Raw genomic sequence first — 22,629 nt, 5'->3', positions numbered from 1 at the left:
CCTCTCGAGCGCATGTGGGAGGTACATGCGTCACCGTAGGAACCACGGCGGGCCGCGGTCGTCGTGCGCAGGGCGCGACCGGCTACGACCGGCGGCGTAGTCCGCGGCGGGCGGGCTACGGCGGGCGTTGCGCTCAGTGGGCGGCGACGGTCGGCGTGCCGGCGGCCAGCAGCGCGTCGATGGCCTCCGCAGGCTGTGGCTTCGCGAAGTGGTAGCCCTGGCCGTGGGGGTAGCCGAGCTCGCGCAGCCGCTGGGCCTGCGCCGGTGTCTCGATGCCCTCGGCGACGGCGTCGAGACGCAGCGCGCGGGCCATCTGGATGACGGCGGCGGCGACCGTACGACCGTCGGGGGCCGTGCAGGTGCCGGTGAAGGCCCGGTCGAGCTTGATCTCGTCGACGGGGCAGGTCTGCAGGGTACTGAGGCTGGAGTGGCCGGTGCCGAAATCGTCGAGCGAGATGCGCACCCCGAGCGCGCGCAGGGCGTGCACGGACTGGACGCAGGAGGGGTGCAGGGTGGCGGTCTCCGTGATCTCGACGGTGAGCCGGTGCGGGGCGAGGCCGGACGCCGCCAGCAGCCGCGCCACCTCGGCGGCAAAGTCGGCCTCCTGCAGCTGGCGGGCCGAGACGTTGACGCTCATCCGTGGGGCGGCGTCGCCGTACAGCTGATGCCAGCGCACCGCCTGACGGCAGGTCTGCGCGAGAATCCACCGGCCGAGGGGCACGATGAGACCGGACGCCTCGGCCACGGGGATGAAGTCGCCCGGGGAGACCGTGCCGAGGTCCGGGTGCTCCCAGCGGACCAGCGCCTCGACCATGACCGGGACCACGGCCGGGGCCGCGCCCGGGTCAGTGCCCGGGTCCAATGCGGCGGCGACCCCGGCGAGCGCCACGATCGGCTGGTACACGACGGAGAACCGCTCCTCGTCGATACCGGTGCGCAGGTCGCGTTCGAGCGTGGCGCGGGCCTGGACCTGGACGTCCAGCGGCGCGGCGTAGTCGACGTGGCGGATGCGGGGGCCGTCGCGGTCGGCCTTCGCCGCGTACATCGCGACGTCGGCGCGGCGCAGCAGCTCCTGGGGCGTGGCGGCGACGGTGCCGAGCGCCACGCCGATGCTGGCGGCCAGCCGCAGCCGGTGGCCGTCGACGTGGACGGGCTCCTCGAACGCGGCGGCGATGCGGGCGATGACCGCGAGGGCGGCCTCGTCGTCGGCGTGCTCCAGCAGCACCGCGAACTCGTCGCCGCCCAGCCTGGCGACGGTGTCGGCGCGCCGGACCGCGCCGCGGAGGCGGTTGGCGGCGGCGATCAGCAGCGCGTCGCCGACGGCGTGGCCCAGGGTGTCGTTGACGGTCTTGAACTCGTTGAGGTCGATGAGCAGCACGCGGAGCCGCTCGGGCGGGCCGGCGGCGAGCGCCTCGGAGACCCGTTCGCCGAAGAGGCTGCGGTTGGCGAGGTCGGTGAGCGCGTCGTGGCTGGCCTGGTGGCTCAGCCGCTGCTGGAAGTCCCGGGCGTCGGTGATGTCGCGGGAGTTGCAGACGATGCCGGCGACGCCGGGGTCGTGCAGGAGGTTCGCCATCGTGATCTCGGCCCAGCGCCAGCTGCCGTCGGCGTGCGCGAGCCGGGCCTGGAAGACGGCCGGGGCCCCCGGGTCGTCGATGACGCGTTGGTACGCCGTGAGCACGAGGTCCACGTCGTCGACGTAGAGCATGTCGGCGGCGGGCCGGCCCGGCCACTGCTCGGCCGGGAGCCCGAGCAGGCGGGTCGCGCCGGGGCTGACGTAGGTCAGGACACCGTCGGCGTCGGTGACGGTGATGAGGTCGGAGGCGTTCTGCACGAGGGAGCGGAAGCGGCGCTCCCGGTCGCCGAGCTCGACCATGCCCGCGTCGAGCCGGGCGACGAGCCGGGTGTTGTCCTGGAACGTGAGCATCTGCCGGGCGATGACCAGCACGGCGAGGATCACCACGCCGACGGCGGCACCGAGCCGCTCGCCGGGGTCGTCGGAGGACATGACGAACAGCAGCAGCACGTTGCTGGCGGCGACGGCCACGTACGGCATGACGCTGAACGGCCGGCGGCGCCCTCCCGTGACCGCCGGGTCCGGCGCGGTCCGGCCGCGGCGCTCCAGGCGGGCGGCGAACACGGCGAACAGGCAGCTCAGCGGCACCGCGAGCTGGCTCGGGCTGGGTGCGCCGGGCGGCAGCAGCGCCTCCGGCGCCGACGCGAGCGCCCCGACGACGATCGCGAGGCCGAACCACTGCAGCGCGGCCTTGTCGACGGTCGACGTGCCGGTCAGCGCCACCTTCACGATCGCGAACAGTGCCAGCATCGACACGACCAGCGTGACCAGCCCCGTGACGAACGCGGCCTGGTTGCCGCTGTCGCGCTCCAGCGACGGGCGCAGCCAGAACTGCCACAGGAACAGCCCGCCGGCGACGACGACCGTGCACGCGTCGAGCAGGAACGTGACCCGCCGCCGGCCGCGCTCCAGCCCGAGCGGCAGCCGTAGCAGCGCCCACCCTTCCAGCAGCACCGCGACCAGGTAGATCGCGCCGTCCACCGGGCCGATGCTGCCCCGCGGCTCGTTGATCGCCTGGATCCCGCGGACCACGGAGCCGACACCCACGAGGAGGGTGCCGGCGCCCATGTACCGCCAGAACCGGGCCGCGGCCGGGTTCACCCGCGGGCCGGTGCCGACGGTCCAGAGCGCGGCGCCGGCCAGCGCGGCGGAGCACAGGTTCGGCACCCAGCCGAGCACCGGGGAGCCGACCGGGCCCTGGACGTTGACCGCGAACCATACCCACGCGATCAGGACAATCCCGGTCTGAAGGGCGATATCGGCGCGAGAAGCCCCGAACACCGCGTCACGGAGCCGCGCCACCGGGCTCGGCTGTCCCGATCCCGTCATCTGCCGCCCGTCCTTCTACCCGCCCCGTCCCAGATGCTCATCGACCGCGACCCGCGGGACCTGAGCGACCACCGCCTGCCGAGGCACCGTACCCGCTCCGGCGCGTGTCCGCGACTATCCGGACGTCCCCGGGAACACCGGGCCGATCAGCATGCCGTTGACGCCGTCGGTCGAGCACACCTTCACCCGCCATGGCACGAACACGGACGCCGTCTCGTCGGGCACGTACACCCGGTACCCGGCCGCCTCGACAGGATGGCACGTGTCAGGGTATGCGCCTGATTGCCCGGTTCGTACCTGGGCGTGGGCGCCCTGCCCCGGAGCGAGGTCGACCCGCACCGCAGTGGTGCCTTCCCGCACCGCCGGCTCGTTGATCTGGGTGCCGGACGCCCCCGTCACGTACGACACGCCCGGGAACCCGTACAACGAGCACGTCCGGCCGGACGTGTTGGTGAAGACGAGCCACGTGTACACGCCGCCCATCGCGCCGCCGCCGGGCGCGCCAATGGCGGTCACCCGCAGCTCGTCCGTCCGGCACCGCCCGGTCACCTGCTGCGTCGTCGCGCTGCCGGCGGGTGCGGAAGCACCGGTGCTGCCTGCCGCCGTCGGCCTGTCTGTCGGCGCTGTCGTCGGCGCCTCCGTCGGCGCCTCCGTCGGCCCTGCGGTCGGCGTCGACGCGGGCAGGTCCGGCGGCGGGGTCGCGTTCATGAACTGGTGCACGGCGCCCACGGCTACCGCGACGGCGAGGGTCGCGGCGGCCACCCCGGCGACCGCCCGGCCGGCCCGCCGGCGCCGCGCGGACCGGGCGATGCTCGGATACGCGCCCGGAGGCGGAGCGAGGAGCTCGACCTGCTGCTCGTCCAACCAGGTCTCGAAACGGTCAGTCATCATTGTCACCCAACTCCACTCGAATGCGCGCCCGCGCCTGAAACAGATCCGACTTGACCGTCCCTTCCGCCCGGCCGACGATCGCCGACACCTCCCGGATCGAGAACCCGGCGAGGTAGTGCAGCAGCACCGCGGTGCGCTGGTGCTCGGGCAGCGGCTCGAGCAGCCCCCGCAGGTCGCTGGCCCGGTCGGGCCGGCCGTCCGGGCCGTGGTCCTGCTCGGCCGCCACGAGGCTCAGCGCGCGCCGCTCCTTGCGGGTCCGCCGCCAGTGGTCCTTCAGCAGATTGACCGCCGTCTTGTACAGGTAGGCGTGCGGCTCCTGCGCCGCAGACCACCGTGACATCAGGCGGGTGAACGCCTCGGCCGCGACGTCGTGCGCCGTGTCGTCGTCGCCGACCTGCCTGCGCACCCATCCCGCGAGCCGCGGATACTCGGCCGCGAAGAACTCCTGCCGGGCGTCCGTCTCGGCCACCGCCGGGCCCGCCTCCCACATCGTCATTGACATCTGTCTCCCCACCATCCGGTCATGCACCCTAAGACGCCGCGATCGCCGTCCGGTTGGAGCGGACCGAGGCGGGAACCCGACAGCGGTGGTCCGGCCGGCACCGCAAACGCCTTTGACCGTGGTGCCGCGGGTGCGGGACCCTCACGGGCGTGCAACGAGTCCTGATCGCCCGCGACCTCATCGCCATGCCCGCACCGGCGCCGCGGACCGCCCCGGCGGCGGCGCTCGCGACCGTGACCGCGAACATCGCCCACTACGGCTTCGCGCTGTCCGCCCGCGCGTACACCATGCTGAGCGCGTCAGGCGAGGACGAGCTGCGGCGGTGGTGGGCCGGCGTCGAGCCGGTGCTCGCCGCGCTGACCGGTGACGACAAGCGCATGGCGGACTTCGTCGTCTACAAGAACTTCCCGGCCGAGGTCCTCGCCATGGACGAGGCGGAGTACTGGCTGCGGCAGATCCTCATGTACTGGGGGCTACCCAACGAGCTGGTGACGCAGGAGGAGGCGACCCGGGCGCCGCTGCGGGACCTGCCCGCGCCGCGGGTGCTGCACCCGGCCGACGACGCCACGCTGCCACGGATCCTCGCCGGGCTGCACGCGCTGCCGGCGCGCTGGACCGACGACCAGTGGCGCGACGTCACCGACCTCACCGAGGGGCCGGTCGACCTCGCCGGGGTGTCCTTCGTGGAGAATCGGGTCCGGCTCGCCGTGCGGCTGCTGGAGACCGGCGTCGAGGCGCGCGTCTCGACCGCGACCGACGTGCTGCGCCTCGCGGCCGCGCTCTCCGGCGGCGACCCCGGCCTGCGCGCCGCCCAGCGGCTGCGCCGCTTCACGCGGGCGGAGCGGCGGCACCTGCTCGGCATGATGGAGAGCGCACCTCACCTGCTCGACGACGTCGCCCGGCGCCGGGAGCCCTTCAAGCGCCTGCTCTTCGCGCTGCACCCCGGCGACTACCGGGCCGCGTTCCCGCGGGTCGTGGCGGCGTACGACGCGCTGTACACCGGCCGCCCGGTGCGCGGGTTCGCCTCCGACGTGGAGCGGCTGCTCGCCGCCCGCGACCCGGCCGTGGCGGGCCTGCTCGCCACCCGGCCGGGCGAGTACGCGCGCCGGCTGCGGCAGCTCCTCGTCACGTTCGGCGAGGCGCCCGGCGTCGGGACCGTCGTCCGGGACCTCACGACCCTGCGGCTGCTCCAGCTGCGGCGGCACCTGGAGACCGTCGACGCGCGGCAGTGGCGCATGTTCCCGCCGCGCGGCAACTGGTCGCGGGCGCAGGTCGTCGCGGCCGGCGGGGACCGGCTGCCGGCCGGCCCGCGCGACGCCGTGCTGGCCGCGATCGACGCCGAGCTGACCCGCCGCCTCGCCGGCACCGGGCCCGTGGCGCTGGACCCGGCGACGGAGAAGGTGAAGCTGCCGACGAACGACGCCGAGCTCGCACCGTACGGGCGCGGCACCGTCTTCGGCATCCCCGACGAGGTCCGGTTCGTGCGTAGCGCGTCCTACTGGGCGACGGGTCCCACGGTGGGCAACATCTGGTACGACAACAGCTGGAACTTCTTCGACGACGCCTGGCAGCCGGTCGGCGCCTGCTGCTGGGACCACAACCGGTTCGGCGACGCGGCGGTGTTCTCCGGCGACCCGACGAACTCCAAGGACCTCGACGGCCGCGCCTGCCAGCTCATCGACCTCTACCTCGACGAGCTCGCCGCCGCCGGCGTCCGCTACGCGGTGTGGAGCCTGCTGTGCTACTCCCGCCGCTCGTTCGAGTCCGCCAGCGACGTGCACGCCGCGCTGCAGTGGGGTTCGCAGCCGCAGGAGGGCAGGCTGTTCGAGCCGGGCCGCGTCCAGCTGTCGTTCCCGGTCCGCGGTGGCGGGCTGACGAAGTTCGTCGCCCACCTCGACCTGTCCCGCCGCGAGCTGGTGTACCTCGACGCGAACCTGCCCTCCCGCGTCCATTCGGCGTCACTCAACGGGGCGCTGCTGGCCGGGACGCTGCCGCCGTACGTCGAGTACCTGGCGAGCCTGCCGAGCGTGCACGACCTGTTCCGGCACGCCCCGGCCGCCGGGGACGGCATGCCGGTCCGCTACGACGACACGGACGCCGCCCTCACCGGCGGCCCCGCCTACGTCTTCCGACCGTCCAACCAGGACAGTCAATTCGATCCCGTGGATCTGGGGCAGGTGCTAGCATCGAAGGGCGAGGCCATGGTGGTCCTTCCTTCTCCTTAAGAATCGCCACGGCGATTTTTGTCAACCAGGGTCACCGCTTTCCTCGCCTAAACCAATTGCGCGCCGCCACGGTGCGTTCCTACGCTCCTGCGGATGGGACGCACCGTCGTCGTCGGCGACATCCACGGCTGTTTCACCGAGCTGCTCGAGCTCTGCGACGCCGTCGCGCTGCGCCCCGACGACCTGCTCGTCAGCGTCGGGGACCTGGTCGACCGCGGCCCGTCACCCGCCGAGGTCGTCGGCTTCTTCCGCTCCCGGCCCAACTCCGTCGTCGTCATGGGCAACCACGAGCGCAAGCACGTCCGCGGCGTCCTCTCCTACGCGCAGGAGATCACCCGCCTGCAGCTCGGCGCCGGCTACGCCGACGCGGTCGCGTGGATGCGGACCCTGCCGTACTTCTTCGAGAACGAGCACGTCCGGGTCGTGCACGCGGCGCTGGTCCCGGGCGTGCCGCTGGACGAGCAGCGGGAAGAGATCCTGTGCGGCTCGACCAGCGGCGAGAAGGCCCTCGCCGGGATCGTCCCGACCGGCCACTGGCACGAGCACTACACCGACCCGGAGCCGGTCGCCTTCGGCCACCACGTCACCGGCCGCGAGCCGCTGCTGCGCGACGGCCGCGTCTTCGGCCTGGACACCGGCGCCTGCCACGGCTGGAACCTGACCGCCCTGGTCCTGCCGGGCCGCACCGTCCACGCGGTCCCCGCCCACGCCGACCACTGGTCGGTCACCCGCCGCGAGTGGCAGCTCCCCGTCCTGCGCACCCGCCCCTGGCGCGACTACACCTGGCCCGACCTGACCGCCGCCCTGTCCCGCACTCAGGACCCGTGGCTGGACGAGGTCGCGGCGTGGGCCGAGCTGCTGCGCTCGTCGCTGCCCGCCCTCGTCGCCGCCGCCCAGGCGCTCGCCCGTGAGCTCCCCGACGCGGCCCTGCGGGCGCACCCGGCCGCCCCGGTGCTCTTCCAGGCCCGCACCGGCCGCCTCGACGAGGCCGCACTGACCCGGCGCTGCGTCACGCCGCGCCGGACCCTCGACCTGGCCACCGCCCTCGGCGTGCCCCTGCCCGACCTGCCCGGGGCTCAGTCCTCGACGCCGTAGCCGGTGAAGGCGTAGACCCCGGGAGCGTGGCGGTCGACCTCTGCCGCGACGCGGGTGGTCTCCGCGGTCCAGGCGTCGTCCTGGTCCTGCTGGATCTCCTCCGGCATCTGGCCGTACGCGTAGCCGGAGTACAGCAGCACGCCGAGGGCGAGCGGCTCGTACTCGTCGTAGTCGTAGACGCGGGGGTCGGCGGGCGCGCCCTGCTCGTCCTTCAGGCGGACGGTGGCGGCGGCGGCGCGGACCAGGTGCAGGATCGTCTCCTGTTCCTCCGGCGGGACCGCCGCGCCGTCGTTCCTGGACACGAACAGCGCTGGGCCATAGGCGGACATGCGGGGCAGCCTACCGTTCTGCTCATGCCCGCACACCGAAGGACGATCTCTCCGGGGTGGTGATCCTGCATCGAGCCTATGCGCTGGCCGTCGTCGTGACGGTGACGGCGCTGCTGGCGTTCGACGGGCCCGCCGAGGCGTTCGTCATGCTGCTCAGCGGGCTGGCCCCGGCCGCCGCGATCGGCTGGCACCTGCGCCGCCGCCGGCCGGGCGGTCCGCTGCCCTGGCACCTGGCGCTCGTCGGGCTGGGGCTGCTGACCGGCACCAACCTGCTCGGGCTCGGCGCCGACCTCGGCGTCAAGGTGCCGGGCGGCGGGCTCGTCGCGCCGGTCCTGATGGCCGCCGGGTTCCTCGGGCTGCTGTCGGCCAGCGCGGTCGTCGTGACCCGGCACACGCCCGGCGACGGCGGCGGGGTCATCGACGCGGCGCTGATCGGCGTCGGCGCCGCGGGCCCGCTGTGGGAGTTCGTGCTGCGGCCGCGGCTGGCCGCCGGGCACGCGCCCGCGGCGGTGCAGCTGCTGGCGCTGGCCAACCTCCTGGCGCTGCTGGCCACGCTCGGCTCGATGCGGCGCATCGCCCGGACGATGGGCACGGGGTCGCTGCGCTACCTCTATGTGTCGATCGCGCTGGGACTCGCCGGGGTCGTCGCGTCGGTACTGGCCGCGGACCTGCCCCACCCGGTGGCCACGCAGGTCGTGCCGGCGTTGTGGGCGGTGGCGTACCTGAGCTTCGGCGCCGCGGCGCTGCACCCGGCGGCGGTCACGCTCACCGAGCCGGTCGGGCGGCAGCCGGAGCGCCCCACGCTGCGCCTGGCGCACCTCGGCGCGGTCCTCTCGATCAACCCGGTCGTCGGCGCGCTGCCCGTCCTGTGGGGCGGCAAGGCCGACGCGCCGCTGCTCAGCGTCGGGACGCTCGTCGTCATCGGGCTCGTCCTCGCCCGGATCGGCCAGCTGCTGCGCCAGCGCGCCGAGGCCGAGTCGGCGCTGGCGCACCGCGCCAGCCACGACGAGCTCACCGGCCTGCTCAACCGGCACGGCGTCCTGGCCAGGCTGGAGGAGTCCTTCGGCGCCGGCGTCGGGGTGCTGTACTGCGACCTCGACCGCTTCAAGCCGATCAACGACACGCTCGGCCACCTCGCCGGCGACGAGGTCCTGCGGCAGGTCGCGGCCCGGCTGCGCGCCGCGGTGCGCCCCGGCGACCTGGTCGGCCGGATCGGCGGCGACGAGTTCCTGATCGTCTGCCACGGCGTCGACGCCACGCGGGCCGACGCGCTGCGGCGCCGGCTGACCGCCGCCGTCGGCGCGCCGATGACGGTCGCCGGCCACCAGGTCGACGTCGGCGTGACGATCGGCACCGCCCTCACCGGGTCGGGCCCCGCCCTCGACAAGTCGGGCCCGACCCCCGACAGGCGGGGCGCCGCGTCCGGCAGGGCGGCCACCGCCCCCGTCCAGGCAGGCACCGCGACCGGCAAGGCAGGCGGTGCACTCGACACGGCAGGCACCGCGACCGGCAAGGCAGGCGGCGCACTCGACACGGCAGGCAGTGCGTCCGACGAGGCAGGCACCGCGCTTGCCGGGCCGGGCACGGCGGAGCAGCTCGTCGCCGAGGCGGACCGGAAGATGTACGACCGCAAGCGCCGCCCGGTCACCGTCTGAGCGGGCGTCAGGCGACTTCCGGCTCGACGAAGTCGCCGAGCTCGACGCCTTCCTCGCGCAGCACGTCGGCGAGCTTGTCCACGCTCGGCACCGCCCGCGACACGCCCGGGCCGATCACCCTGTACCACGCGACGGAGCCCACCCCGCCGACCTCGACGCGCCACCGCCCGTCGGGTGTCTGCATCACGGCCGCGCTCACCACCCGACGCTACGACAGCCCCGTCACCAGCGGGAAGCAATGATCGATAAGTACACCCATGTAGTTCGGCGCCCCCTGCGGTGGCGGGTGCTGTGGCAAGATCCGGCGGTGCGCCTGTCCTTGCTCGTGTCCATGTTCGCGGTGACCGGGGTGCTGGCGGTGTCGGCGGCGGCGCTGTCGGCGACGCAGGTGTCGCTGCGGTGCACGGCGGCGGCGCTGGTCGTGCTGGCGGTGCTCGCCGTCCGGTGGAGCCGGTCGCGGTGGGCGCCGGCGGCAGGTTGCCTGCTGTTCGCGGTCGCCGCGTTGGTACGGGACGCCGCGGTCGACGACACGGGACAGGACGCCGGCTGGTTCGGGTACGGGCCGTCGCAGACGGTCGCGCTGCAGGCCATGCTGGACGCCGCGGGCCGGGCGTACCGGTCGGAGTCCATCGCGACACTGGTCCAGCTGGGCGCGGTGGTCCTGCTGGTGGCCGCCGTGCTCGGGCTGCCCCGCGCCCACCGGCGGGTGCGGGTCGTGGCCACCACGGTCGCGGCCGTCGTGGTGGGCGTGGGCGTCCTGGCCGGCCTCTGGTTCGACGTCGACCTGGACGAGATGGCCGGGGTGGCCCGCTGCGCGTGGCCCGGGCCGCTCGCCGTCGCGGCCGCTCTCGGGCTGCTGCTCCTGGCCGGCCGGCGCGAGGACCGCCGGTGGCTGGTGGCGGCGGGTGCGGGGCTCGTCGCGGTGCAGGCGGCCGTGACGCAGTCCGACCTGACCGGCGCGTGGCTCACCGTGGCCGCGCTCACCGACGCCCTGTGCGGGGACGCCTACACGGCGATCGCCTGGGGCACCGCGGTGGACGAGGGCGTTGAGTACGGGCCGGCGCTGACCGCCGCGCTCACGATCGCCGGCCCGGCGCTGATCGTGCTCGGCACCCCACGCGCCGGCACCCGCACCGCGGGCGGCGACGACACACCACCACCACCGGCCACGGGCGGCGACGACGCCGCACCGCCGCCGGCCACGGGCGGCGACGAGGGACAGCCGCCCGCGCCGGACGGGAAGGACTGAGCGGCGGCACACGCCCGGCCTGCCCGCGAGGGTGCTTCAGTTCGCGTTCCGGCGGCCGATAGAACGATGTGTCCCGACTGCGTGCGGTGGCAGACGTCTGCGTCCGCATGTTGGACGCACCGCCCGACGACGGCCACCTTCTGGAGCGTCTGGTCTCCGCCGTCGGCGCGGAGCTGCCGGACTGCTGCGTCGTGGGAGCGCTCACCACGGGCGCCGCACCCGTGGTCCGGACCGCCGGTGAGGCCGGGCCCGCCCTGGCCGGAGCGCTGCTCGACGCGGTCGCCGGCCCACCCCGTACAGACGCGGAAAACGCCATCAGTGTGGCGCACATTCTCGCCCGGGGAACGGTCATCGGCGCGCTCGGCGTGCTGGGGAGCGACGGCGACGCCGTCCAGGCCGCGGACATGGCGTTCGTCGAGGCGGCCGCGACCGTCGCCGGCGGGGTGATCGAGCACAGCCACGCGTTCGCCGCGACGCTGGAGCTGCTCGAGGACGCCCGCCGCCAGGGCGACCTGCTGGACGCGATCTCCGACGCCATCGTCTCCTGCGACGCCGACGGCGTGATCGTCAGCTGGAACTCCGGGGCCGAGCGCCTGTACGGGTACTCCTCCGGCGACGCGGTCGGCTGCGACCTGCTCGCGCTGCTCGCCACCGCGTGCGTCACCGACGACACCGAGGTCCCCGCGGCGCAGATGCTGCAGGATGTGGCCGCGTCCGGGCGGTGGGAGGGCGAGCTGCGCGAGCGGCGCTCCGACGCGGCGCCGCTCACCGTGCTGTCGTCCGTGTCGGCGCTGCACGCGTCCGACGACGGCACGCCCGCCGGGTACGTCTTCGTCAACCGGGACGTCACCGAGCAGCGGCGGCAGGAGCACGAGGCGGCGCACGACGTCCTCACCGGCCTGCCCAACCGGCGCCGGCTCGTCGGGCGGATCCGCGACGCCACCGAACGGGTCCACCGCGGCGGCGGGCCGATCGCCGTGCTGTTCCTCGACCTCAACGGCTTCAAACCCGTCAACGACAAGTACGGCCACGCCGTCGGCGACGAACTGCTCATCCGCATCGCGGGCCGGCTCGCCGGCACCGTCCGCAGCACCGACTTCGTGGCCCGCCTCGGCGGCGACGAGTTCGTGGTGGTGCTGGAGCAGTTCGGGCCGGTCGACCGGGTCACGCCCGTGCTCCAGCGCATCCTGGCCGCGGTCGAGGAGCCGCTGGTGCTGTCCCTGGCGACGATCACGGTCGCCACCAGCATCGGCGTGGCGGTCGCCGACGACCCGGAGGCCGCCGTCGACCCCGAGGAGCTGGTGCGCGCCGCGGACGAGGCGATGTACCGGGCGAAGCGCCGGCCGCGCCGGGTCGCGTTCGCCGACCCGGGGCTGGACCACTGCTGGCTGGCGCTCCCCTCGGATCCGGACGTCGCCTGACCCGGACCGCCCCACGGATCCCCACCATCGTTGACGCAACCTCCAAGTTGCGATACGTTGCTGCAACCGGACGGTTGCGACAAGGGAGCGGGCAATGCATCCGTGGCAGTACGTGGTGCTGGCCGGGCTCGGCGCATTCCATGGGCTGAACCCGGGCATGGGGTGGCTCTTCGCCCTCGCCGGCGGGGTGCGGGAGCGGCGGCGCGCGGCGATCGCGGCGACGCTCGGGCCGATCGCGCTCGGCCACGCCGCGTCGGTGTTCGTGATCGCGACGCTGGTCGCGGCGCTCATGTCGGTGACCGGCGCGCGGCTCGTCGCGACCGCGGGCGGGGTCGCGCTGACCGCGTTCGGCGTCTGGCGGCTGCTGTCCCCGAGCCACCACCGGACCGGCCCGCGCCCGGCCGACCTGCTCACGTGGTCGTTCCTGATGTCCTCCGCGCACGGCGCCGGGCTCGTCCTGCTGCCGTTGCTCGCCGCGGTGCCGGCGGCCGCCCACCACGGCCACGCCGTCGGCGCCGCCGGCCGTACCTCGGCGATGACCGGCATCCTCGCCACGACGGTCCACACGGCGGCGATGGTCGCGGCGGCGGGCCTGGTCGCGCTGGTGGCCTACGAGGTGCTGCGGCTGCGCCCGGTGCGGGTCAGGGCGAGGTTCGACGCCGACCGGGTGTGGGCGTTCGCCCTGACGGGCTCCGGCGTGGCGACGCTCGCGCTCACGCTCTGGGGCGGCTGACCGGCCGCTTCACGGAGGCGTGCCGGCCGCCGCGGCAGCTCCGGGCGGGCGGCGCGGGCCGCTTTCCGGGGTGCCTGACCGGCCGCCGCGGCAGCTCCGGGCGGGCGGTGCGGGCCGCGTCCCGGGGTGCCTGACCGGCCGCCGCGGCAGGGCCGGGCGGGCGGCCGTGGAGCCGGATGCGTCGAGCGGGTGCGGCGGTCCAGGTACGGTAGATCGCCACGCCGCGACCGCAGGAGCCGACCATGCCGACGACCTCGAGCCATGCCGTCTGAACCAGAGGAAACGGCGGTCGCCGTCTTCACCGCCCTCGCCGACCCCAACCGCCGGGCGATCCTCGCCTCGCTCGCCGAGCACGGCCCGAGCACGGCCACCGACCTGTCCGGCCGCCTGTCGATCACCCGCCAGGGTGTCGCCAAGCACCTCGCCCTCCTCGCCGACGCCGGCCTGGTCACCAGCGACGCCGGCACCGGCCGCCGGGTCCTGTTCCGCCACCGCTCCGAGCCGATCAAGCTCGCCCAGGGCTACCTGGCCGCCCTCGCCGCCGACTGGGACGACCGTCTCGGCCGCCTCTCGTCCTTCCTGGCCGACCCGCCCGGCTGACAGGCGGCGGCGCGAAACCGGACGGGACCGCGACGGCACCCGGGCCGCAACCCTGGTCGGGGACGCTACCGGTTCCGGCACACCATCAGGAGGCGGAACCTTGTCACGACGTCATCACCGCACCGCGGGTCTGATCGCTGCCGTGGTCGCCGGAAGCCAGTTCATGACGCCGGGGGAAGCCCGGGCTGCGGGGGTGACACCGGCACCGGGTGCGGTGTCCGTGGTCGGGACCGTCGCGTCGGTCCGCACCGCCGACGCGTCGCTGGTGGTGACCCGCGCCTACAAGTTCCGCGACAGCCGGCCCAGGACGGTCAGGTTCACGCTGACGTCCGGCACCGCCGTCGTGATCAACGGCGTCCCGGCCGGGTCCGGTGGGCTTGGAGGGCTCAGGGGGCTCAGTGGGGTGAAGACCGGCATGCAGGTCACCGTCACCGGCACCGTGAGCGGCGGCAACAACCTGGCCACGAGGGTGGTGGCGGGCACCGCCCGGAGGTGAAAGGCGCTGAAAGCCCGTGAAACCGCGGTGAAGGTCGCGGCCCGCACGATCGTCGCAGTCGTGGCGCACCAGCGTCACAGCGGCGGTTGGGAGGGAGGGACGTGGCTACCACCCCGTCCCCGTCGGCGATCGTGGCTACCGGGTTGCGCAAGTCGTTCGGTGACCACGTCGTGCTCGACGGAATCGACCTGGAGGTCCCGCGTGGGACGGTCTTCTCGTTGCTGGGGCCGAACGGGTCCGGCAAGACGACGACGGTGCGCATCCTGTCGACGCTCATCGGCGCCGACGGCGGGCAGGCGTCCGTCGCCGGGCACGACGTGGTCCGCGAGGCCGGCGCGGTGCGCGCCGCGATCGGGGTCACCGGGCAGTTCTCGGCGGTCGACGGGCTGCTCACCGGCGAGGAGAACCTCGCGCTCATGGCGGCCCTGCACCACCTCGGCCGGGCCGGCGGCCGGCGGCGGGTCGCCGACCTGCTGGAGCGGTTCGACCTGGTCGACGCGGCGAAGAAGGCCGCCGCGACCTACTCCGGCGGCATGCGGCGCCGGCTCGACCTGGCGATGACGCTGGTCGGCGACCCGAGCGTCATCTTCCTCGACGAGCCCACCACCGGGCTCGACCCGCGCAGCCGCCGGACCATGTGGCAGATCATCCGCAGGCTCGTCGCCGACGGGGTCACGGTGTTCCTGACCACGCAGTACCTCGACGAGGCCGACCAGCTCGCCGACCGCATCGCGGTGCTCGACGGCGGGCGGATCGTGGCCACCGGCACCGCCGAGCAGCTCAAGCGGCAGATCCCCGGCGGGCACATCCGGGTGCGGTTCGACACCGCCGAGGACCTGGACACCGCCGCGCGGCTGTTCGCGGGCTCGGCGCGGGACGACGAGGAGCTGGCGCTGCGCGTGCCGGGCGACGGCGGCGTCTCCTCGCTGCGGGTGCTGCTGGACCGGCTCGACGCCGCCTCCGTGCCCGTCGCCGACCTGTCCGTGCACACGCCGGACCTCGACGACGTGTTCTTCGCCCTGACCGGCCACCAGAGCAGCCGGACCGGGGACCAGCCCACCGCAACCACCGCCGCGAAGGAAGGCGCCCGATGAGCACCATGACCACCGCCGTCACCGACTCCGCCACGATGCTGCGCCGCAGCCTGCTGCACACGATGCGGTACCCCGCCTCGATGGTCACGTCCCTGCTCGTGCCGGTGCTGCTCCTGCTGCTGTTCGTCGGGGTCTTCGGCGGCGCGATCAACGCGGGCATCGCCGGTGGCAGCACCTACATCAACTACATCGTGCCGGGCATCCTGCTGGTGACCGCCGGGTACGGCGCCTCGACCACGGCGCTGGCGGTCAACAAGGACATGACCGAGGGCATCATCGACCGGTTCCGCACCATGCCGATCTCCCGGCAGTCGGTGCTGACCGGGCACGTCCTGGCCGCCACGATCCGCACGTTCCTGAGCCTGGCGCTCGTCGTCGGGGTGGCGCTGTTGATGGGGTTCCGGCCCACCACCGACCCGCTGCGGTGGCTCGGCGCGGCCGGTCTCGTGCTGCTGCTGGTCCTCGCGCTGACCTGGCTGGCGGTCGCGATCGGGCTGGTCTCCCCCACCCCCGAGGGCACCACGGGCTTCCTGCTGCTCGTGCAGGTGCTGCCGTTCGTCAGCAGCGCGTTCGTCACGACCGAGTCGATGTCGGGGGCGGTGCGCTGGTTCGCCGCCAACGAGCCCTTCACGCCGATCATCGACACGCTGCGGGCGCTGCTGATGGACACGCCCGTCGGCGACAGCGGCGGCATCGCGGTCGCCTGGTGTGTCGGGCTCTCCGCCGTCGGCTACCTGTGGGCGCGGTCCGTGTTCAACCGCGCTCCGCGCCGATGAGCGCGCGGCGCGCCAGCAGGACCGCCGACGCGGCCTCCCGCAGCGCGTCCCGCTCCAGCGCCGCGTAGTCCGACGCCGCCGAGACGTACTCGGCGGCGTCGGCCTGTTCCGCGAGGTCGCGGGCGTAGCCGGCGTGCATCGTCGGCTGGAAGCCCATCGTGAACCGGAACGCCTCCGCCAGGGCGATCATCCGCGCCGCGCACGAGGCGACCCTGGTGTCGCCGGTGCGCCGCCCGCGGTCCAGGTCGGCGACGGCCAGGGCGAGCAGCAGCGCGCCGTACACGGGGCCGCCGACCGCGTTGACGGTGCCGGAGCTCGCGAGCAGGCGCGCCAGGAGGTCCGGCAGGCCGTCGACGATGGCCGGGACGAGGTCGAGCCGGCCGTGCTGGGCGTGCGCGATCACCGTGGTGGCCCGCACCTCCATCGCCCAGCCCGCCGAGCCCGGCAGCTCCTGACCCTCGGCGGCGTCGAGCCGGGCCACGACCTCGCGCCACAGCGCGAGGCCGGCGTCGACGTCGCCGCGGGCGATCAGGATCTCCGCGCGGACCCCGGAGCCGAACATCATCGGGTCGTCGCCCGGGTCGTGGGCGCTCTGCACCGCCTGCTCGAGCAGGTCCTCCGCCTCGTCCAGGGCGCCGCGCTGCAGGCTCGCGAGGGCCATCGCACCGCGGACCCGCGACGCGCTGGACGGCACGCCGGGCCGGCGCAGCTGGTCCAGCACCGCCAGCGTCTCCGCGAGGTGCGCCGCCGCCTCCTCGCCGCGGCCGACCTCCACGAGCAGCTCACCGATGCGGGAGTGCGCGACGGCCCGCATCAGCGGGGTCGTGCGGGTGCCGAGCACCGCGAGCATCCTTCTGGCCGCCCGCAGCGCGCCATCGGTGTCCTGCCGCTGCTCGCACAGGTAGCTGGCGGCGCCGTACGCGATCCCGGCCAGCAGCGGCTCGTCGCTGTCGCAGAGCGCCCACAGCGCGGCCTCGTCGCGCGTCATGGCGCGCCGGACCGCGTCGGCCGCGCCGATCAGCGTGTCCGGCGTCGTGGGCGGCAGCCGGCGCAGGGCGACGAGGAACCGGCCCGGCATCGGCCCTCGCATGAGGAAGTCGTTCATCGCGCACAGCAGCGCCGCGGTGCGGGCCACCTCGACCAGCGCGGGTGCGGGCCGCACGTGCGACATGACCCATTCGACGTCGCGGGCCAGGGCCGTCATCCGCACGAAACTGCCCTCGACGGTCCACAGCGCCGCCAGTACACCTGCCGCGGCGGCGACGGCGGGACCATCGGCTCGGTCGACGGCGTGGCGCAGGGCGAGGACGAGATTGTCCTGCTCGGCGCGGACCCGCTCGACCTCCCTGACGAGGTCCGTGCCGAAGACCGCTCCGGCGTGCGCGACGCCGAACTCCCCCGCCCACGCGAGCAGCCCGTCGACGGCGCGACCGGTCCCGCCCGCCCGCTCCCGGTGCGCGGTGCTGAACTCCCGCACCGTCTCCAGCATCCGGAACCTGGTGCCGAACGGCGTGTCGGTGACCTTCAGCAGCGACTGGTCGGCGAGCTGCGTGAGCGCCAGCAGGACGTCGTCGCCGCCTTCGGATTCGCCTTCGGCTTCGCCTTCGGCTTCGGCTTCGGCTTCGGCGAGGACGTGCCGGGCCGCGCCGGCGGTGAACCCGCCGGGGAACACGGACAGGGCGCGCATCGCCGCCCGGTCGGGCTCGGTGAGCAGGTTCCAGCTCCAGTCGATGACGGCGTGCAGCGTGTGGTGCCGCGGCGGCGCGTCCCTCGCCCCGCCGCGCAGCAGGGCCAGCCGGTCGTCGAGGCGGCGGGCCATCTCGGTCACCGACATGACCCGCACGCGGGCGGCGGCGAGCTCGACCGCGAGCGGCAGCCCGTCCAGGCGCGCGCACAGCTGCCGCACCACGTCGCCGGGCACGTCCGCGCCGGGCCGGGCGGCCCTCGCCCGCTGCCCGAACAGCTCGACGGTGGTGGCCAGATCGAGCTCCGGCAGCGGGTACACCACCTCCGAGGACAACCCGAGCGGCGCCCGGCTGGTGGTCAGCACCCGCAGGTCGCCCGTCGCGGCCACGAGGTCCCGGACGAGGTCGGCGGCGCCGCGGATCACGTGCTCGCAGTTGTCCAGCACCAGCAGCGCCGGCCCGGTGCCGAGGGCGGCGGCGATCGCGGCGGCCGCACCGGGACCGTCGGCGGGTGCGGCAACGCCGAACGCCGACGCGACCGCCGGGGCGACGTCCGCGTCGGCGGCGACGCCCGCGAGCGCGACGAGCTGCACGACCGGCTGGCGGGCCTGGCGGCTGACCGCGTACGCGAGCCGGGTCTTGCCGAGCCCGCCGGTCCCGACGACCGACGCGACCCGGGACGTGGCGAGCAGCTCCGTGACCGCGGCGATGTCGTCGTCGCGGCCGAGCAGCGGGTTGGGGTCGTGCGGGACGCCGCGCCGCACCGCGGGTGCCTCGTCGCGCAGCAGCCCCCGGTGCACGTCCTGCAGGGCTGGGCCCGGGTCGGCGCCGAGCTCGTCGCGCAGCGTGGCCCGGTAGGTCTCGTACCGCTCCAGCGCCGCCGCGGTGCCGGCCGTCGCCGCCTCGGCGCGCAGCAGTTCGAGCAGGACCGCCTCGTCCTTCGGGCGCAGCGCGGCCGCCTCGGTCAGCGGGCCGACGGCCTCGGCGTGCCGGCCGAGCCGGGACAGCGCGACCGCCCGCGCGGCGAGCAGCGCGTGGCGCGTCCGGTCCCGCTCCGCACGCAGGACGGACAGCGGGTCGGCCAGGCCCGGGTCGGCCGGCTCGGCGCCGTCCCACAGCGCGAGCCCTTCCTCCGCGCGGGCGAGCGCCCCGGCGTGGTCCCCGCCCCGGGCCAGGTCCGCCGCGGCGGCCGCGTGCAGCAGCACCGCCTCGGTGTCCAGCAGCGGCGCCGGCACCGCGAGCCGGTATCCGCCCGCGGTCCTGGCCACGATGTCGGCGCCGGCCTGCGCCCGCACCCGCGACACGACGACCTGCAGCGCCTTCGCCGGGTGCTCCGGCTGCTCGTCGGGCCACAGCCCGTCGACGAGCCTGGCGGTGCCGCAGCCGGTCCGCGGCTCCCCCGCCAGCAGCGCGAGCAGCCCGCACTGCCGCGGCCCGACGATGTCCCGGCCACGGTAGGCGACCCGCGACAGCAGGCGCAGCTCGACGCTCACGGCCCCAGGCTAGTGCCCGCCCCACCCGGCGTTTCCGCCGTGCCCGGGGCCGCGACGCGGGACAGGCGCGGGTCACTGGACGTAGCAGGTTTTCTGGGTGCCGGGGACCGGGTCGCCGAAGACCGCGTTGGTGCACGGGGTGCCGCCGGTGACGGTGCGGTACGCGTACCGTCCCGCGGCGCCGTACGCGACCTGGCGGGTCCCGGTGAACGCGCACGTCGTCGACTCGGCCGCGCACGGGTTCCACGTGGTGGCCGACGGCGGTGGGGCGATCAGGAAGCACGCCTTCTGCACACCGGGCGCCGGGTCGCCGAAGACCGCGTTCGTGCAGGCCGTCCCGCCGGTGACGGTCAGGTGGCGGAACTGCCCCTGCGCCCCGAACGCCACCGTCGAGGTCCCCGCGAACGAGCACGTCCCGGTCTCTGCCGCGCACTGCTGCCAGCCGTTCCCGGCGGCCGGCAGGCCCAGCGTGAAGCAGGCCTTCGACACGTTCGGGACCGGGTCGCCGAACACGGTGTTCGTGCACGGCGTCGAGCCGGTGACGGTCAGGTACCGGAACTGCCCCTGCGCGCCGAACGCGACGGTCGCGGTGCCCGTGACCTGGCACGTCCCGGTCTCGGCGGCGCACTGCGTCCACGTCCCGGGCAGCGTCGGACCGGCGGCCGGGCCGAGGCTTCCGGTGAACTGCCACCGTCCCGAACCGACCGAGTACACCGTCTCCGTGCCCGTGGTGGTGACGACCGTCCCGCCGCCGGTGGTCGCGCCGCGGCCGAAGTTCGGGACGTGCACCGTCGCCGCCGACCCGACCGGCACGGTCACGTCCATCGTGATCTGCTGGCCCGACACCGTCCACGACGAGGCGACGACGCCACGCACCGTGTCGATGGACGCGCTGACCGCCTGCAGCCCGGCCGGGACCCGCGGGTCGATGACGACGGTGCGGTAGGCCGGTGACCCCGGGCGGATGCCGGCGAGGACGGTGTAGAGCGACGCGTTGATGCCCGCGAACATCGCGTGGTCGTGGGTCTCCATCGACGACCGGTACATCCACTGCTCCCAGGGGCTCGTCGCCCCCATCCCGATCTCGAAGCCGAAGCCCGGGTAGGTCGTCTGGTTCAGGATCGTCATCGCCACGTCGGTGCGGCCGATGCCGGCGAGGGCGTCCATGAGGTACCGCGTGCCGAAGATCCCCGTGGCGAGGTGCCCCCCGTTGCGGTTGAGGACCGTGTCGGCGAGCCGGGCCCCGACCGCGGTGACGTTCGCGTCCGGGACCAGCCCGAAGGCGAGCGGCAGCACGCTGGTCGTCTGCCGGCCGCTGCTGTAGGAGGCGCCGTCGGCGTTGAGGAACCGTGCGTTGAAGGCCGCTTTGATGTCGCCGGCGAGCTGGGTGTAGCGGGTCGCGTCGCCGGCCTGCCCGAGCGCGGTCGCCGCCTTCGCGACGGTGAGCGCCTGCCGGTACGCCAGCGCCGTGTTCACCAGCGAGACCTCGCTGGTGCAGGCGCCGGCGCCGGGGCTGCCCAGGCCGCCGTTGGCGTTGGCGCTGAGATCGGGCGGGCACCAGTCGCCGAAGCCGGTCGTCCAGACGTGGCCGGGCAGGTTGCGGGCGTTCGTGTCGACGAACGTCTTCATCAACGGATAGTTGGCGGCCAGGACGGCCCGGTTGCCGTACTGCTCGTACAGCGTCCACGCCAGGGTGATCTGGTTGCCGCCCATGTCGGGCTGCTGCGCGTTGTGGGCGTCGCTGGGCAGCGCGGTGCCCGGCGGCATGTCGGCGAGGTACTTGGCGTAGAAGGCGTCCATCCCGAACTCCCGGGTCGACGCGTCGGAGTACGCCTGGACGTCCATGCCTGGCGGGGTCCGTTCGTCGCGGACGGGGGTGTCGGTCGGGACGCTCATCGAGTTGTTGAGGATGCCCCACCGGTTGTTCTGCCAGATGCGGTTCAGCAGCGCGTTCGACGACGAGAACGTGCCGGTGGACGCGACGTCCGCGTGCACGACCCGCCCGTCGAGGCTGTCCAGGGCCGGGGTCCCCGGGAATCCGGTCACCTCGACGTACCGGAAACCGTGGTAGGTGAACCTCGGCTCGTAGGTCTCGACGCCACCGGTGCCGGCCAGGACGAACGTGTCCGTGCTCGCGGCGTTGCGGTTGGTCGCGGTGTCGAGGGTCCCGTCGGCGTTCACCTCCTCGGCCGTTCGCATCCGGACGGTCGCGCCGGCCTCGCCCCGCACCCGCAGGCGTTGCCAGCCGGCGATGTTCTGCCCGAGGTCGTAGACGTACACGCCGGGCTGCGGCTGGGTGAGCCGCACCGGCTGGACGGTGCCCACGACCCGGACCGGCGGCAGGGTCGCGGCGGCCAGACGGCTCGACGGCGCGGCGACCGTCCGCACCGGCCGCCAGCCCGCGTCCTGGTAGCCGGCCCGGTCCCAGCCGGGCTTCTCCAGCCGGGCGTCGTAGGTCTCGCCGGCGTACAGGTCGTCGGCGGTGATCGGCCCGGTCGACCACTTCCACGCCGGGTCGCTGGTGACGGCCTGCCGGGTCCCGTCGGCGAACGTGACGTCGAGCAGCACGATCGCCTGCTTCGGCCCGGTCCAGCGGAAACCGTACTGGCTGAACCGCGGGCCGTAGCCGTTGCCGAGCCACACGCCGACGGCGTTGGCACCGGCCTGCACGGATCCCGTGACGTCGAAGGTCGTGTAGAGGTTGCGCTGGGTGTACGGCGTGCTGGCGGGGCTCAGCACGTGGTCGCCGACCTTGCCGCCGTTGAGCCGCAGCTCGAAGAAGCCGAGGCCGTAGACGTGCGCCCGGGCCTTGGCGACGGTCTTCGCCGGAAGGGTGAAGCCGGTCCTGAGGATCGGCGCGTCCGGTGTACCGGTGTCCGGGCTGATCCACTGCGCCCCCTGCCAGTCCGCGGCGGTGAGCAGGCCCATCTCCCATCGCGCGGGGGCGCTCCACGCCGACGGTGATCCCGCCGCGTCCCAGACCTGCACGCTCCAGTGGTAGGTCTGCGTGGACCGCAGCGCCGGTCCGCCGTAGGGGATCGCGACCGACTCGCCGCTGCTGACCGTGCCGCTGTCCCAGACGTCGGCGGCGCCCGGGGTCAGCCTGCCCGCGGCGGTGGCCACGAGGATGCGGTAGGCGGTCTGCCGTTCGCCGTTGACGGCGGAGGTGAGCTTCCAGCTGAGGCTCGGCTGGGGGTTGTCGATGCCGAGCGGGTCGGTGGTGTTGTCCACGCGCAGGTCGCTGGCGGAGATCCCGGCCGCGGCGGCGGCCGGCCGGGCGGTGCTGAGGGCGGCGGCCAGGGCGGCGAGCAGGACGGCTGGGACGAGGGCGCCGGCGAGCAGGCCGCGCGGGAACCGGCGGCGGGCAGGGTGCAGCGAACCGTGCACGATGCTGTGCCCCTTTCTGGGAACCGTGTCATGGCGGTGACACGGGGTCGATCGAAGTCGTTAAAACGTTTCAATCATTCGATGACTCTCACTGTA

The 22,629-nt window shown here is 74.5% G+C and carries 17 protein-coding genes; 10 read left to right on the top strand and 7 right to left on the bottom strand.

The window, feature by feature from the left end; all coding sequences use genetic code 11:
- Positions 1-133 precede the first annotated feature (133 nt).
- From ABD332_RS50740 to ABD332_RS50730, 3 genes are all read right to left on the bottom strand, one after another.
- The gene (locus ABD332_RS50740; protein WP_344512692.1) at positions 134-2,902 is read right to left on the bottom strand and encodes a putative bifunctional diguanylate cyclase/phosphodiesterase; all 2,769 of its coding nucleotides are present in this window, start codon (positions 2,900-2,902) and stop codon (positions 134-136) included.
- A 114-nt stretch (positions 2,903-3,016) separates the two neighbouring features.
- Positions 3,017-3,790, bottom strand: coding sequence for a DUF4232 domain-containing protein (locus ABD332_RS50735; RefSeq protein ID WP_344512690.1), 774 nt, complete (start codon positions 3,788-3,790; stop codon positions 3,017-3,019).
- Positions 3,783-4,289, bottom strand: coding sequence for an RNA polymerase sigma factor (locus ABD332_RS50730; RefSeq protein WP_344512688.1), 507 nt, complete (start codon positions 4,287-4,289; stop codon positions 3,783-3,785). Before ABD332_RS50730 ends, ABD332_RS50735 begins: the two co-directional genes overlap by 8 nt.
- Positions 4,290-4,444: 155 nt before the next feature.
- On the opposite strand from ABD332_RS50730, the gene ABD332_RS50725 reads away from it, so the two are divergent.
- Positions 4,445-6,520 (top strand): hypothetical protein, encoded by a 2,076-nt coding sequence (locus ABD332_RS50725; RefSeq protein ID WP_344512686.1) that lies wholly within the window; start codon positions 4,445-4,447, stop codon positions 6,518-6,520.
- A 93-nt stretch (positions 6,521-6,613) separates the two neighbouring features.
- The gene (locus ABD332_RS50720; protein WP_344512685.1) at positions 6,614-7,615 is read left to right on the top strand and encodes a metallophosphoesterase family protein; all 1,002 of its coding nucleotides are present in this window, start codon (positions 6,614-6,616) and stop codon (positions 7,613-7,615) included.
- On the opposite strand, the gene ABD332_RS50715 is transcribed toward ABD332_RS50720, so the two are convergent.
- Positions 7,597-7,944, bottom strand: a complete 348-nt coding sequence (locus ABD332_RS50715; protein ID WP_344512683.1) for a hypothetical protein — start codon at positions 7,942-7,944, stop codon at positions 7,597-7,599. The genes ABD332_RS50720 and ABD332_RS50715 overlap by 19 nt on opposite strands.
- Positions 7,945-8,003: 59 nt before the next feature.
- Here ABD332_RS50715 and ABD332_RS50710 point away from each other — a divergent pair, with 59 nt between their 5' ends.
- Positions 8,004-9,599 (top strand): diguanylate cyclase domain-containing protein, encoded by a 1,596-nt coding sequence (locus ABD332_RS50710; RefSeq protein WP_344512681.1) that lies wholly within the window; start codon positions 8,004-8,006, stop codon positions 9,597-9,599.
- 7 nt (positions 9,600-9,606) lie between these two features.
- Here ABD332_RS50710 and ABD332_RS50705 read toward each other — a convergent pair whose 3' ends face one another.
- A complete protein-coding gene (locus ABD332_RS50705) occupies positions 9,607-9,798 on the bottom strand; it encodes a hypothetical protein (RefSeq protein WP_344512679.1) in 192 nt (63 codons plus the stop codon).
- Positions 9,799-9,906: 108 nt separating this feature from the next.
- On the opposite strand from ABD332_RS50705, the gene ABD332_RS50700 reads away from it, so the two are divergent.
- The 7 genes from ABD332_RS50700 to ABD332_RS50670 all read left to right on the top strand — a co-directional run bounded on the left by ABD332_RS50700 (position 9,907) and on the right by ABD332_RS50670 (position 15,968).
- On the top strand, positions 9,907-10,848 hold the full coding sequence (locus ABD332_RS50700) for a hypothetical protein (RefSeq protein ID WP_344512677.1): 942 nt from the start codon (positions 9,907-9,909) through the stop codon (positions 10,846-10,848).
- A gap of 107 nt (positions 10,849-10,955) precedes the next feature.
- Entirely contained in the window at positions 10,956-12,269 is a 1,314-nt protein-coding gene (locus ABD332_RS50695) for a diguanylate cyclase domain-containing protein (RefSeq protein WP_344512676.1), read from the top strand.
- Positions 12,270-12,363: 94 nt separating this feature from the next.
- A complete protein-coding gene (locus ABD332_RS50690) occupies positions 12,364-13,002 on the top strand; it encodes a hypothetical protein (RefSeq protein WP_344512674.1) in 639 nt (212 codons plus the stop codon).
- A gap of 261 nt (positions 13,003-13,263) precedes the next feature.
- A complete protein-coding gene (locus ABD332_RS50685) occupies positions 13,264-13,602 on the top strand; it encodes an ArsR/SmtB family transcription factor (protein WP_344512672.1) in 339 nt (112 codons plus the stop codon).
- Between the two features lie 220 nt (positions 13,603-13,822).
- Positions 13,823-14,098, top strand: coding sequence for a hypothetical protein (locus tag ABD332_RS50680; protein ID WP_344512670.1), 276 nt, complete (start codon positions 13,823-13,825; stop codon positions 14,096-14,098).
- A gap of 101 nt (positions 14,099-14,199) precedes the next feature.
- Positions 14,200-15,192 carry an ATP-binding cassette domain-containing protein gene (locus tag ABD332_RS50675; protein ID WP_344512668.1) on the top strand — a complete coding sequence of 331 codons (993 nt, stop codon included), beginning with the start codon at positions 14,200-14,202 and terminating at the stop codon, positions 15,190-15,192.
- Positions 15,189-15,968 (top strand): ABC transporter permease, encoded by a 780-nt coding sequence (locus ABD332_RS50670; protein ID WP_344512666.1) that lies wholly within the window; start codon positions 15,189-15,191, stop codon positions 15,966-15,968. Before ABD332_RS50675 ends, ABD332_RS50670 begins: the two co-directional genes overlap by 4 nt.
- Here the strand turns inward: ABD332_RS50670 and ABD332_RS50665 are convergent.
- Together ABD332_RS50665 and ABD332_RS50660 are read right to left on the bottom strand one after the other, a co-directional pair.
- Complete coding sequence (locus ABD332_RS50665; protein WP_344512665.1) at positions 15,946-19,146, bottom strand: ATP-binding protein; 3,201 nt, start codon at positions 19,144-19,146, stop codon at positions 15,946-15,948. The two genes, ABD332_RS50670 and ABD332_RS50665, sit on opposite strands and share 23 nt — an antisense overlap.
- A gap of 72 nt (positions 19,147-19,218) precedes the next feature.
- Entirely contained in the window at positions 19,219-22,533 is a 3,315-nt protein-coding gene (locus ABD332_RS50660; protein WP_344512663.1) for a family 78 glycoside hydrolase catalytic domain, read from the bottom strand.
- Positions 22,534-22,629: the final 96 nt, after the last annotated feature.

This window comes from Dactylosporangium maewongense (assembly GCF_039531485.1).
Taxonomy (GTDB): Bacteria; Actinomycetota; Actinomycetes; order Mycobacteriales; family Micromonosporaceae; genus Dactylosporangium; species Dactylosporangium maewongense.
The sequence above is the reverse complement of the archived record's forward strand: the minus strand, read 5'-3'. Positions and strand labels throughout refer to the sequence as shown.